Below are 12,384 nucleotides of genomic sequence, written 5' to 3' on the forward strand. Positions count from 1 at the left end.
TGCACTGGTTCTCCGACCTGTGGGCGGCCTGGCCGTACTGGGCGGAGATCCACCGCACCGCCGCCCGCGCCGCCGCCGAGCTGGGGGACGCGCACTGGGAGGCCGTCCACCGCAACTACACCGCCTGGGCCCTGATCGAGTGCGAGCAGCGCCCCGCCGAGGGCATCGCCGAGGCCCGGGCCGCCCGCCGACTGGCCCGGCGGTCCGGCAGCACGGCCCAGGAGGCGTGGTCGTTCCTGTACGAGGGCTGGGCCCGCATCCGCGCCGACGAGCACGCCCCGGCCGCCCGCCGGTCGGCCCGGGCCCGCGACCTCTTCCTCGCCGCCGACGACACCCTCGGCTTCCTCCAGGCGGCCAATATGCACACCGACGCACTGCACCACCTGGGCCGCCACGAGGAGGCGCTCACCGGCCACCGCGCGGTGCTGGACGTCCTGGACGACCCGGTGCGGCGCGAGCGCGTCCCCCCGTTCCTGCGCCGCCTGGTCCGCGCCACCACCCGCTACGACCTGGCCCGGGCCCTGGCGGCCGGCGGCCGTGACGAGGAGGCCCTGGACCTGCTGCAGCAACTCGTCGGCACCCACCAGGAGCTGGGCCGGATCCGCAGCGAGTGCTCGATCCGGGCCACGCTGGCCGACGTCCTGGTCCGCGTCGGCCGCCCCGCCGAGGCGCACGCCCAGTACCGGTACGTGCTGGAGCACTCCGGACAGGTGCCCGCCGAGCAGGCCGCCGAGGCCGCCCGCAAACTGGCGGCCCTGGGCGGGAACTGACGACCGCCGGCGGGACGGGTTCGACGGTCCGGATGCAGTCGTCCGACCGAAGCGGCGGAAGGGTCGCGGCGGGGAGCATCGACAGCACCGGCCGCCGCGGCGCGCGGCGGCCTCCCCTCCCGAACGGAGCCCCCTCACCATGACCGTTCCCACCTCCCGGACCCGCCGGCTCGCCACGACGGCCGCCGTCGCCGTCGCGCTCGTCCTCGCCGGCGGCACCGCCGCGTCCGCCGCCGGCGACAACCCGGGCCGGCCGGGCGGCGACAACCCCGGCAAGCCGCACACCCTGGCCTTCTTCCCGTGCGACTTCGTGGCCGCGGACCCCAATGTCCGGAACCACCTCTTCGAGGCCGGGCGCCTGGACGCCGCGATCATCGACTGGGACCGGGCCCACCGCATGAACGCCACCCAGTGGGACCGCACCGATGCCGACTGCACCGGCGAGGAGCACAAGGCCGAGGCGAAGAAGGACGCCAAGAAGGCCGCCGCGTACGAGGCGATCAAGAAGTCCATCCGCCGGGTCCACGACGAGCTCTGACTCCGCGGCGGCCGGGCGGCCGGGCGGACACCGTCCGTCCGCCCGGCCCTCCCCCCGTCCCCCCGCCTGCCCACCGGCCCGCCGAACGGGGCGGCGTGTCGGGCGGCGGAACGACCGCCCCGAGGAGAGGGTGACCGGCGGGGGATCCCACGAGGAGGAGCGAGAATGCCCGAAGTCACCACTCCTTACCAGACCGGCACCCCGTGCTGGGTCGACCTGATGGCGAAGGACCAGCAGGCCGCGCTGGACTTCTACCGCGACCTGTTCGGCTGGCAGGGCGTGCCCGGGCCCGCGGAGTTCGGCGGGTACGCGGTCTGCGAGCTCAACGGCCGGGCGGTGGCCGGCATCGGCCCGACGATGAGCCCCGACGGCTCGCCGGAACCACCGACCGTCTGGACCGGCTACCTCGCGAGCACCGACGCCCAGGCCACCCAGGACGCGATCGTCGCGGCCGGCGGCACCCTGCTCGCCCCGGTGATGGACGTCGGCGCGCTGGGCCGGATGCTGGTGGCGGCCGACCCGCAGGGCGCGGTCTTCGGGGTCTGGCAGCCGGGCGAGTTCTTCGGCGCCCAGGTGGTCAACGAGGCCGGGGCGCTGACCTGGAACGAGCTCCACACCAGCGACGTGCAGGCCGCCACCGCGTTCTACGGCGCGGCCTTCGGGATCGAGATCGAGCCCCTGGACGGCGCCGACGCGTACTGGGAGCTGCGGGTCGGGGGCCGGGCGGTCGGCGGGGTGACCCTGCTCGCCGGCGACCCGCCCGGCACCCCGCCGCACTGGCTGACCTACTTCGCGGTCGACAGCGTGGACTCCACGGTGGACGCGCTGGTCAGGGCCGGCGGCACCGTCCTGGCCCCGCCGTTCGACATGATGGCGGGCCGGATGACGGTGGTCGCCGACCCGCAGGGCGCTCCGTTCGCGATGATCACCCCGACCCCGCTGTAGCGGTCCTGCGACGATTCCGAGGATTCCGGCGCGCGCGACGCCGGGCGGCCCTCCCGGCCCGGTGCCGGGAGGGCCGCCCCACGACCGCGGCCGTCAGTGCCCCGTGGCACAGTTCCGCCCATGAACATCACCACCACCCCGCACAGTTGGGACCAGGCCGTGGCGCTCTTCGAGCAGCGCCGCCTGCCCGCCGACTCCTACGAGAACCTCTACGAGGAGCAGTACGACGTCCACACCGGCACGCTGACGGTCGAGGGCAATCTCGACCTCGACGCCGCCGAGCCCGACGGCACCGGCTACATCGTCGACGGCGACCTGCTGGTGGACGGCGCGGTCCTCAACACCGACGACGGCTGCCCCGCACTGGTCGTGCTCGGCGACCTCCGGGCGGCCGCCGTCTACCTGGAGGGCGACGCCAAGCTGATCGTCGGCGGGGACGTCCACGTCGGGGCCTTCGTCGGCCATATGACGGACAAGCTGGTGATGATCCACGGGGACCTCAGGACCAGGGTCACCGTGCTGTCCTCCGAGTTCGAGCCGGACCTCGTCGCCGGCGAGCTGTTCGGGCCGGTGCTCCGCCCGCCCTACCTCGCGCCCTTCCCCGGCGCCGTGCCCGTCGCCCCGGAGACGGTACTGGTGCCCGAGGTGCTGCTGACCGGCGCCGACACCGACCCGGACGAGTGGCGCGGCTTCGACACCCCGGGTGTCCACGGCGGCCGGCTGCTGGAGCGGATCGAGGCGGGTCTGCCGGTGACCCTGGCCGAGCAGGCCGCCAGGGGCTGACGGGCCGACCGCCGGGGGCCTCCCCTCCTTGCCTTCAACCGCACTTCAAGTCCTACGGTTCTCGTACGACCCGCACCGCGTGCGGGCCGCACACCCGAGACACCAGGAGGGGACCCCCGTGTCGACCCAGCAGATCTCCGACGCCGAACTCGCCGGCCAGCCCGCCGCCTACTGGACCGGTGTCGCCTACGAGGCCCTCATCGCGTTCACCCGGGCCCGGCAGGCCGAGAAGGGCTACACCCAGCCGCAGTTCTGGCTGCTGCGCAACCTGTCGAAGAACGACATCTCGCCGGACGGGACGGGCATGACCGTGCCCGAGCTCCGGGCGGCGATGGCCTCCTACCTCCGGGCCGAGGACGACCTGACGGCGGAGGCCGCGGTACTGGTGGAGCGCGGCTGGCTGACCCGCGACGCCGACCACCGGCTGTGGCTCACCGAGGAGGGCGAGCGGGCCCGGGTCGAGCTCGCCCGCAACGCCCCCGCCATCCGCGCCGCCATCCACGCGGGCATCGACGACGCGGACTACGTCACCGCGCTGAAGGTGCTCCGGCAGCTGATCCGCAACACGGGCGGGACCGTCGACTGACGGGCCGGGCGGGACCGGGCCGCCGCGCGGTGGCAGGATGTCCGGCATGACGGATTCGGACGGGTCTGCTGGGTCGGACGGGTCGCGCGGACCGGAGGTGTTCGGCGACGGCGTGGCGGTCGAGGCGCTGCTGCGGGAGGCCGGTGCCGACGCCGCCGGGGCGCTGTGGCGGCTGACCGGCACCGAGCGCCAACTGGACGCCAACGTGGTGCGGTTGCGCTCCGGGGCCGCCGTCGCCGCCCATGTCGAACCCGACCTGGACGTGCTGGTGCTGGGCCTCGCCGGGCGGGGCACCCTGCACTGCGCGGGCGTCGAGCACGCGCTGGAGCCGGGTGCGCTGCGGCTGCTGCCGCGCGGCGCCGAGCGCGCGGTGGCGGCGGGGGCGGAGGGCGTCGCCTACCTGACGGTGCACCGCCGCCGCCCGGGCCTCACCGTCCGCCCCCGCCCCTGACCGCGCAACCCGCACCCGCACCCGCACCGGCACCGAGGCCCTGATCACCCGGTGGCGCCGAGGCGCGCCAGGTAGGCGTGCACCGGGCCGGGGTCGGCGGCCGGGGTGACCAGCGCGATGTGGTTGTCCGGCCGGACCAGGACGAGGGCCTCGCCCGTCACGCCGTAGGACCGGCGGACCTCGCCGTCCCGGTCCTCCACCCGCACCGGCCGGACGTGTCCGGGCAGTCCGGCGAGGTCGGGGCGGGCGCCCGCGCCGAGGCCGAGCAGGGTGAAGTCGTCGCCGGCGAACCGCTCGAAGAGCCGGCCCGGAGCGCCGTCCGGACCCGGGCAGGGGCCGTCGGGCGCCCGGTCCCCGGCCCGGAGCAGCGCCTCCGGGTCACCGTCGGCCGGGGTGCCCGCGGCGAGGCTGCTCCACCGGTAGCCGAGGGACAGGCCGGTGAAGTCGCCGACCCCGCCGGCCTCGACCCCGATGCCGGGCGTGTCGATCCCCTCCACCACGGCCGCCATCCCGGCGCTGGTGACGTCGAGGGTCCACGCCGCGATCGGCAGCCGCTCCTCCTGGTAGGTGTCCAGCAGGGCGGGCGCGGCGAGTCCGCGCACCACGTGGCCGAGCTTCCAGGCGAGGTTCCAGGCGTCCTGGATGCCGGTGTTCATGCCGAGCCCGCCCGCCGTGGGGTGGACGTGGGCGCAGTCCCCGGCCAGCAGGACCCGGCCCTCGCGGTAGCGCTCGGCCATCCGGACGTTGACCCGCCAGGTGGACAGCCAGGTGGCGTCGCGGAGCCGGATGTCCTCGCGGCCGGTGTGCTCGGCCGCGAGCCGCTGGAAGCTCTCCAGCGACGGCGGGACGATCGTGCCGTCCGCGGCGGTCTCCGGACTGGCCTGGAGCTGCCAGCGGGGGCTGTCCTCGAACGGGCAGAGCATGAAGACGCCCTTCGGCCCGAACCACTGGTGCCAGGCGCCCGGCTCCAGGCCCTCGACCACCACGTCGCCGCAGACCATCATCGGCTCCGGGTCACCCTCGCCGACGAAGGGGATGCCGAGCAGTTTGCGCACCGTCGAGCGGCCGCCGTCGCAGGCGACCACGTACTCGGCGGCGATCCGGCGGCCGTCGGCGAGCACGGCCTCCGCCCCGTCGGCGCCCTGCCGGACGTCCACCAGTTCGGCGCCGAGCTCGACCTCCACCCCGAGGGCCGCGAGCCGCTCGCGCAGCAGCGCCTCCAGCTGCGGCTGCCGCAGCCAGCGGCTGGCCGGGTAGGGGGTGGTGGCGCCGGGCCGTGCACCGGCGAACGGCTCGGTCTCGTTGACGAAGGCGCCCTCGAAGTACTTGCGGAACGGCAGGTGGGTGCGGCCCACCGCGGCCAGTTCCTCGGCGATGCCCAGGTCCGCGAGGATCTCCAGGCTGCGGGGGTTGAGCGTCTTGCCGCGGGAGCCCTCGGCGTGGGCGGCGGCCCGCTCCAGGACCCGCACCGCCACGCCCTGCCGGGCCAGCCCGCAGGCCAGCGTCAGTCCGGTCGGCCCCGCTCCCACGATCACCACGTTCGTCATGTCCGTCACGTTCGCCACGGTCGTCATGTGTGTGCCCGTCCCTTCCGGTTGTCGATGGCTCCATAGAACAGCAACTCGGTAACGAAAGCAACCCAGTAACAAATTTATCCGGGTTATGATCCTTGGCATGACTCCGAGCGAACCGGAACCGGGTCTGCGGACCCTCAAGAAGCAGCGCACCCGGCAGACCATCGCCGAGACCGCCATCGCCCTCTTCCTCGACCGGGGCTTCGCCCAGGTCTCGGTGGCCGAGATCGCCGCCGCCGCCGAGGTCTCCAAGCCCACCCTGTTCCGGTACTTCGCCAGCAAGGAGGAGCTGGTCCTGCACCGCTTCGCCGACCACCTCGGCGAGGCCGGCCGGGTGGTGCGCGACCGCGCCGCCGGACTCACCCCGCTGGACGCCCTGGAGCGCCACCACCTGGCCGGGCTGGCCGCCCACGAGCCGCAGACCGGGCTGACCGACGACCCCGAGGTGCTCGCCTTCCTCCGGCTGGTCTACGAGACCCCGGAACTGTCCGCCCAGCTCCTGGACTACGTCGACGCCGACGCGGACGCGCTCGCCGAGGCACTGGACCCGACCGGCGGCATCACCGCCCAGCTGTTCGCCGCCCAGTACGTCGCCGTCCGCCAGGTGCTCGCCCGCACCGCCTGGGCCCGGCTGGCCGACGGGCAGGACATCGCCGAGGCGGGCCCGCAGGCCGTCGCCGAGACGGCCGCCGCCTTCGCCCTGCTGCGCGACGGCGCCCGCGCCCAGGGGTTCTGACCCCGACCCGCCACTCCCTGGAGCCCCGGGCGGCGCAGCGGACCCGCCGCCCGGTGAATCGGTGAAGCACGTCACGGCCTCGCCCCGGTGCCCCGGCGGGTCCGGGCGGGTAGGTTCCTGCCTCCAAGGGGAGCGACGCTCCCCCGGACGCGGATCCCGCCGTCATTGGCTCCTCCCAGGAGAGAGGCACGAATGATGTCTGCACAGGACGCCACGCACCACCCCCCGCGGCGCATCGGTGTGGTCGCCGAGTCTGCCGCCGGGGAGACCCGGGTCGCCGCGACACCGTCCACGGTGCGGGGGATCCTCGCCCTCGGCTACGAAGTCGTGGTCGAGTCCGGGGCCGGTACCGCCTCCGGGTTCACCGACGAGGCCTACGCCGCCGCCGGAGCGGGCGTCGGGGACGCCTGGGCGGCCGACGTCGTACTGAAGGTCAACGCGCCGTCGACCGCCGAGGTCGCCCGGCTGCGCGACGGCGCGACCCTGATCGGCCTGCTCGCCCCGGCGCAGCGGCCCGATCTGCTGGAGACGCTGTCCGCGCGCCCGGTCACCGCGCTCGCGCTGGACGCGGTGCCGCGGATCTCCCGCGCGCAGTCGATGGACGTGCTCAGCTCGATGGCCAACATCGCCGGGTACCGGGCGGTGATCGAGGCGGCGCACGTGTTCGGCCGCTTCTTCACCGGCCAGGTGACGGCCGCGGGCAAGGTCCCGCCGGCGAAGGTCCTGGTGGCCGGTGCCGGTGTGGCCGGGCTGGCCGCGATCGGCGCCGCCTCCAGCCTGGGCGCGATCGTCCGGGCCACCGACCCCCGGCCGGAGGTCGCCGACCAGGTGAAGTCCCTGGGCGGCGAGTACCTGCCGGTGCAGGTCGCGCAGGAGGCGAGCACCGACGGCTACGCGAAGGCCACCTCGGCCGACTACGACCGGGCCGCGGCCGCGCTCTACCACGAGCAGGCCCAGGACGTGGACATCGTCATCACCACGGCGCTGATCCCCGGCCGTCCGGCGCCCCGGCTGCTCACCGCCGAGGACGTGGCGGCGATGCGGCCGGGCAGCGTCGTCGTCGACATGGCCGCCGCGCAGGGCGGCAACGTGGAGGGCACGGTCGCGGGCCGGACGGTGGTCACCGACAACGGGGTCACGCTGATCGGCTACACCGATCTCGCGGCCCGGCTGCCCGCCCAGGCCTCGCAGTTGTTCGGCACCAATCTGGTCAACCTGTTGAAGCTGCTGACCCCGGGCAAGGACGGGCAGCCGGTGCTGGACTTCGAGGACGTGGTCCAGCGCGCGGTGACCGTGGTCCGGGCGGGCGAGGTCACCTGGCCGCCGCCGCCGGTCGCCGTGTCGGCCGCGCCCGCACCGGCCGCGACGCCCGCGACGCCGGCGGTCGTGGAACCGGCCCGGCCCCGGCTCACCCCGGCGGCCCGGTTCGGCCTGATCGGCGCCGGGATGCTCGCGCTGTTCCTGCTGACCGCCTTCGCCCCGACCCAACTGGCCCAGAACTTCACGGTGTTCGCACTCGCCGTGGTGATCGGTTACTACGTGATCGGCAAGGTCCACCACGCCCTGCACACCCCGCTGATGTCGGTCACCAACGCGATCTCCGGGATCGTGGTGATCGGCGCCCTGCTCCAGATCGGGCACGGGAGCGCGACGGTCACCGTGCTCTCCTTCGTGGCGATCCTGCTGACGAGTGTGAACATCTTCGGCGGCTTCGCCGTCACCCGCCGCATGCTGAGCATGTTCTCCTCGTCCCCGGAAAGGCGCTGAGCCCGATGACGTCCACGACGGCGGCCCACGCCGCGGATCTCGTCGCCGCCCTGTTGTTCATCCTCAGCCTGGCCGGGCTGTCCCAGCACCGAACCTCCCGCGCCGGGGTCGTCTACGGCATCGCCGGGATGGCGCTCGCCCTGGTCGCGACCGTGGTGGTGGCGTCCAGGAGCATCAGTGCCGGGGCGGTGGCCCTGATCGTCCTGGCGATGGCGCTGGGCGGAGCGGCCGGTCTGTGGCGGGCCCGGCAGGTCGAGATGACGCAGATGCCGGAGCTCATCGCCGTGCTGCACAGCTTCGTCGGCCTCGCCGCGGTGCTGGTCGGCTGGAACAGCTACCTGGAGGTGGAGGCGCACGGCGCGGCGCAGACCGCCGTCTCCGGGGACCTGCTGGGCATCCACCACGCCGAGGTGTTCATCGGCATCTTCATCGGGGCGGTGACCTTCACCGGGTCGATCGTGGCCTTCCTCAAGCTGTCCGCCCGGATCGCCTCCCGGCCGCTGGTGCTGCCCGGCAAGAACGCGCTCAACATCGGCGCGCTGGCGGCGTTCGTGGGGCTGACGGTCTGGTTCACGGTCAGCCCGGGCCTGGGGGCGGTGATCGCGGTCACCGTGCTGGCGCTGGCACTGGGCTGGCACCTGGTCGCCTCGATCGGCGGCGGCGACATGCCCGTCGTCGTCTCCATGCTCAACAGCTACTCCGGCTGGGCCGCGGCGGCGGCCGGCTTCCTGCTCGACAACAACCTGCTGATCGTCACCGGCGCGCTGGTCGGCTCCTCCGGTGCCTATCTGTCCTACATCATGTGCCGGGCGATGAACCGCTCCTTCCTCTCGGTGATCGCGGGCGGCTTCGGCATCGAGGCCGCCGCGGGCGGGGCCGAGGAGCAGGGCGAGCACCGGGAGATCCGGGCCGAGGAGGCCGCGCGGCAGCTCGCGCAGGCCAAGTCGGTGGTCATCACGCCCGGCTACGGCATGGCGGTGGCGCAGGCGCAGCACCCGGTCGCGGAGCTGACCCGGCGGCTGCGCGAGCGCGGGGTCGAGGTCCGCTTCGGCGTCCACCCGGTCGCCGGGCGGCTGCCCGGGCACATGAACGTGCTGCTGGCGGAGGCGAAGGTGCCCTACGACATCGTGCTGGAGATGGACGAGATCAACGACGACCTCGCCGCCACCACCGTCGTCCTGGTCATCGGTGCCAATGACACCGTCAATCCGGCGGCCATGGACGATCCGGCCAGTCCGATCGCGGGCATGCCGGTGCTGCGGGTGTGGGAGGCGGAGCAGGTGGTCGTGTTCAAGCGGTCGATGGCGTCCGGCTACGCCGGGGTGCAGAACCCGCTGTTCTTCCGCGAGAACAGCGCGATGCTGTTCGGCGACGCCAAGCAGAGCGTGGAGGACATCCTCCGGGCGCTGGACGCCGAGGGCTCCGGGGGCGCGGCCGCGGCCGTCCGGCCGGTGCCGCCGGTGGACCGGGCGGGCGTGTAGCGGGGGCATCGCGCCGCACGCGGGCTTCAGGAGGAACGCCGGGGGGCGTCCGGGGAGAATTTCGCTCCGGGCGCCCCCGTCGTGTCGATCCCGCGCCGTCCCGTTCGACCTGGGGTAGAGAGGGTCGGACAGCGACTCCCCGTACCAAGGAGACAGGCCATGGCGAAGTACATGTTGATCATGCGCGGCAACGACGAGTCGACCGCGACGATGATGGAGACGCCCTTCGACGAGATGCTCGAACTGATGGGCCGCTACAACGACGAGCTGATCCGGGCCGGGGTGCTGGTCGCCGCCGAGGGCCTCGACGACGCGTCGAAGGGCGTGGTGGTCGACCGCACCGGGGAGGCGCCGATTGTCACCGACGGCCCGTACGGTGAGACCAAGGAACTGTTCGGCGGTTTCTACATCCTGGACGTGGCCTCGCAGGACGAGGCCGTCGCCTGGGCGAAGCGGCTGCCGGCCTTCCCGGGGACGAAGATCGAGATCCGGCGGGTGCCGGGCATCGACGAGTTCCCCCAGGACAACGAGTGGATCGTCAGGGAGCGGGCATGGCGCGAGCGGACCGGACAGCTCTGAGCCCCGAGCCCCCGGACGGGCCGCTCGGCCCGTCCGGGGCGCCCGGCTCCCCCGGGCCGGTCGACGGCCCGGACTCCGCGCCCGGCTCCGCACCCGACTCCGTACCGGGCGGCCCCGACGGTGCGCCCGACGGCGTCGACGGTGCGCCCCACGGGCCCGGAGCCGAGGCCGCCCGGCGGGCCGTCGAGGCCGTGTGGCGGATCGAGTCGGCGCGGATCGTCGGCGCCCTCACCCGCTTCACCGGCGAGTTCGACCTCGCCGAGGACGTCGCCCAGGAGGCCGTCGCCGAGGCGCTCGTCGCCTGGGCGCGCGACGGCGAGCCGGCCAACCCGGTCGGCTGGCTGCTCGCCACCGGCCGGCGCCGCGCCATCGACCGGTTCCGCCGCCGCTCCGCCCTCGACGAGCGCTACGCCGCCCTCGCCGGCCGGCTGACCGAGGGCGGGGCGAGTTCCGGCGCCGAGCCCGCCCCCGGCAACCCGGACGACCTGCCGTGGGACCCGGACCTGATCGAGGACGACGTCCTCGCGCTGATGTTCGTCGCCTGCCACCCCGTGCTGTCGCCCGAGGCCCGCGCGGCACTGACCCTGCGGGTGGTCGCCGGGCTCTCCAGCGAGGAGATCGCCCGCGCCCTGCTGGTGCCGGTGCCCACCCTCCAGGCCCGGATCACCCGGGCCAAGAAGACCGTCGCCGCCGCCGGCGTCCCCTTCGCGGTGCCCCCGCCGGAGGAGCGGCGCGAGCGCCTCGGCGGGGTGCTGAGCGTGCTCTACGTGCTCTTCACCGAGGGCTCGACGGCGACCAGCGGCGACCGGCTGCTGCGCACCGACCTCGCCTACGAGGCGATCCGGCTGGCCCGTACCCTGACCGCGCTGCTGCCCGGGGAACCGGAGGTGTTCGGCCTGCTCGCCCTGTTCGAGCTCACCGCCGCCCGCTTCCCCGCGCGCACCGGGCCCGACGGCGAGCCGGTCCTGCTGGAGGACCAGGACCGCCGCCGGTGGGACCGCTCGGCCGTCCGCCGCGGGCTGGCCGCGCTCGACCGGGCGATCGCCACCGGCCACGGCCTGGGCCCCTACGGCCTCCAGGCGGCGATCGCCGCCTGCCACGCCGGGGCCCCGTCGGTCTCGCAGACGGACTGGCCGCGCATCGTGGTGCTCTACGAGGCGCTCGGCCGGATCGCGCCCTCCCCCGTGGTCGACCTCAACCGGGCGGTCGCCGTCGCCATGGCCGCCGGCCCGGAGGAGGCCCTGCGGATCGTCGACGGGCTGGCCGAGTCCGGGCGGCTGTCCGGCTCGCACCTGCTGCCGGGCGTGCGCGGCGAGCTGCTCACCCGTCTCGGCCGTACCGCCGAGGCGCGCTCGGAGCTGGAGCTCGCCGCCCGGATGTGCCGCAACACCCGCGAGCGGTCGGTGCTGCTGCGCAAGGCCGCCGCCCTGGGCTGACTCCGGCCGGAGCCGGCGCGACCCTCCCCGCCGTCAGGGCACGGGCGTCGCGGTGGAGGCGGCCACCGGCGGGCCGGTGATCAGGGTGCCGTCCTCGGCGTACGGTGTGCCGTTCGGCACACAGCCGTGCAGCCCCTTGATCTGCTGCATCATCACCGGCGCCGGCGCGCCCTGGCCCGGGCAGTCGACATGGCCCTCGCCGACGATGTGGCCGACCTCGTGGTTGACGGCGAGCGCGTGGTAGAGCTCGGGCTTGCCGGTGTAGAACTCGGACAGCTCCTGCCAGCGCTTGAGGTTGATGACGACCTGCTTGCCCGCGGCGCAGTTCACCCAGCCGCCGGTGTCCAGCCCGTACTGTCCGCAGATCCGGTCGGTGGACTTCGGGGTCGCCAGGTACACGGTGAAGTCCACCGGGTCCGCGTCCACCCGCTGGAAGGACCGTTCACCGCCGGCGGCCCAGCCGCGCCGGGTGTCCCCGAGCACGGCGTCCACCTCGGCGGCGAACTGCGCGGGCGTGACCTTCAGCCCGTTCTCCGCCCGCACCTTGTACCGGTAGAGGTGCTCCCCGGTGCCGACCCGCTCGGTGCCGCCGGGCGCCGTGGTGAAGGCCAGGGCCTTCGGCGCGGCGTCCGCCCACGGGCGCCACCACCAGGTGCCGGCCGCCACGGCGGCGACCACCACCAGGGCGATCGCCCCGTACCTCGCCCGCCCCGCGGGCAGCCGGGCCGTCACCCGGCC

General features: G+C 74.6%; 12 protein-coding genes and 1 pseudogene. 11 read left to right on the top strand and 2 right to left on the bottom strand.

The window, feature by feature from the left end:
- From BI06_RS51715 to BI06_RS36270, 6 genes and pseudogenes are all read left to right on the top strand, one after another.
- Positions 1–770: pseudogene (locus tag BI06_RS51715) on the top strand (hypothetical protein); the annotation flags it as partial.
- A 139-nt stretch (positions 771–909) separates the two neighbouring features.
- The gene (locus BI06_RS36250; RefSeq protein WP_043475494.1) at positions 910–1,308 is read left to right on the top strand and encodes a hypothetical protein; all 399 of its coding nucleotides are present in this window, start codon (positions 910–912) and stop codon (positions 1,306–1,308) included.
- Between the two features lie 165 nt (positions 1,309–1,473).
- Complete coding sequence (locus BI06_RS36255; RefSeq protein WP_043475496.1) at positions 1,474–2,253, top strand: VOC family protein; 780 nt, start codon at positions 1,474–1,476, stop codon at positions 2,251–2,253.
- A 120-nt stretch (positions 2,254–2,373) separates the two neighbouring features.
- On the top strand, positions 2,374–3,036 hold the full coding sequence (locus BI06_RS36260; RefSeq protein ID WP_043475499.1) for a hypothetical protein: 663 nt from the start codon (positions 2,374–2,376) through the stop codon (positions 3,034–3,036).
- 118 nt (positions 3,037–3,154) lie between these two features.
- Positions 3,155–3,622: a MarR family winged helix-turn-helix transcriptional regulator gene (locus BI06_RS36265; RefSeq protein WP_043475501.1), complete on the top strand. Its 468-nt coding sequence runs from the start codon at positions 3,155–3,157 to the stop codon at positions 3,620–3,622.
- 46 nt (positions 3,623–3,668) lie between these two features.
- On the top strand, positions 3,669–4,073 hold the full coding sequence (locus BI06_RS36270; protein WP_043475504.1) for a hypothetical protein: 405 nt from the start codon (positions 3,669–3,671) through the stop codon (positions 4,071–4,073).
- 44 nt (positions 4,074–4,117) lie between these two features.
- Here the strand turns inward: BI06_RS36270 and BI06_RS36275 are convergent, their stop codons facing one another.
- On the bottom strand, positions 4,118–5,647 hold the full coding sequence (locus BI06_RS36275) for an FAD-dependent monooxygenase (RefSeq protein ID WP_199523412.1): 1,530 nt from the start codon (positions 5,645–5,647) through the stop codon (positions 4,118–4,120).
- A gap of 100 nt (positions 5,648–5,747) precedes the next feature.
- Between BI06_RS36275 and BI06_RS36280 the strand changes: the two genes are divergently transcribed.
- The 5 genes from BI06_RS36280 (at position 5,748) to BI06_RS36300 (ending at position 11,646) form a co-directional block, all read left to right on the top strand.
- Positions 5,748–6,383 (top strand): TetR/AcrR family transcriptional regulator, encoded by a 636-nt coding sequence (locus BI06_RS36280; RefSeq protein ID WP_030394592.1) that lies wholly within the window; start codon positions 5,748–5,750, stop codon positions 6,381–6,383.
- A gap of 195 nt (positions 6,384–6,578) precedes the next feature.
- Positions 6,579–8,150 carry a Re/Si-specific NAD(P)(+) transhydrogenase subunit alpha gene (locus tag BI06_RS36285; RefSeq protein WP_043476185.1) on the top strand — a complete coding sequence of 524 codons (1,572 nt, stop codon included), beginning with the start codon at positions 6,579–6,581 and terminating at the stop codon, positions 8,148–8,150.
- Between the two features lie 5 nt (positions 8,151–8,155).
- On the top strand, positions 8,156–9,631 hold the full coding sequence (gene pntB, locus BI06_RS36290) for a Re/Si-specific NAD(P)(+) transhydrogenase subunit beta (RefSeq protein WP_030394594.1): 1,476 nt from the start codon (positions 8,156–8,158) through the stop codon (positions 9,629–9,631).
- A gap of 159 nt (positions 9,632–9,790) precedes the next feature.
- On the top strand, positions 9,791–10,210 hold the full coding sequence (locus tag BI06_RS36295; protein WP_030394595.1) for a YciI family protein: 420 nt from the start codon (positions 9,791–9,793) through the stop codon (positions 10,208–10,210).
- Positions 10,183–11,646 carry an RNA polymerase sigma factor gene (locus tag BI06_RS36300; protein WP_233290434.1) on the top strand — a complete coding sequence of 488 codons (1,464 nt, stop codon included), beginning with the start codon at positions 10,183–10,185 and terminating at the stop codon, positions 11,644–11,646. Before BI06_RS36295 ends, BI06_RS36300 begins: the two co-directional genes overlap by 28 nt.
- Positions 11,647–11,679: 33 nt before the next feature.
- Here BI06_RS36300 and BI06_RS36305 read toward each other — a convergent pair whose 3' ends face one another.
- A complete protein-coding gene (locus BI06_RS36305; protein WP_051742675.1) occupies positions 11,680–12,378 on the bottom strand; it encodes a DUF3152 domain-containing protein in 699 nt (232 codons plus the stop codon).
- Positions 12,379–12,384 lie beyond the last annotated feature (6 nt).

The organism is Kitasatospora sp. MBT66 (assembly GCF_000710405.2).
GTDB classification, from domain to species: domain Bacteria; phylum Actinomycetota; class Actinomycetes; order Streptomycetales; family Streptomycetaceae; genus Kitasatospora; species Kitasatospora purpeofusca.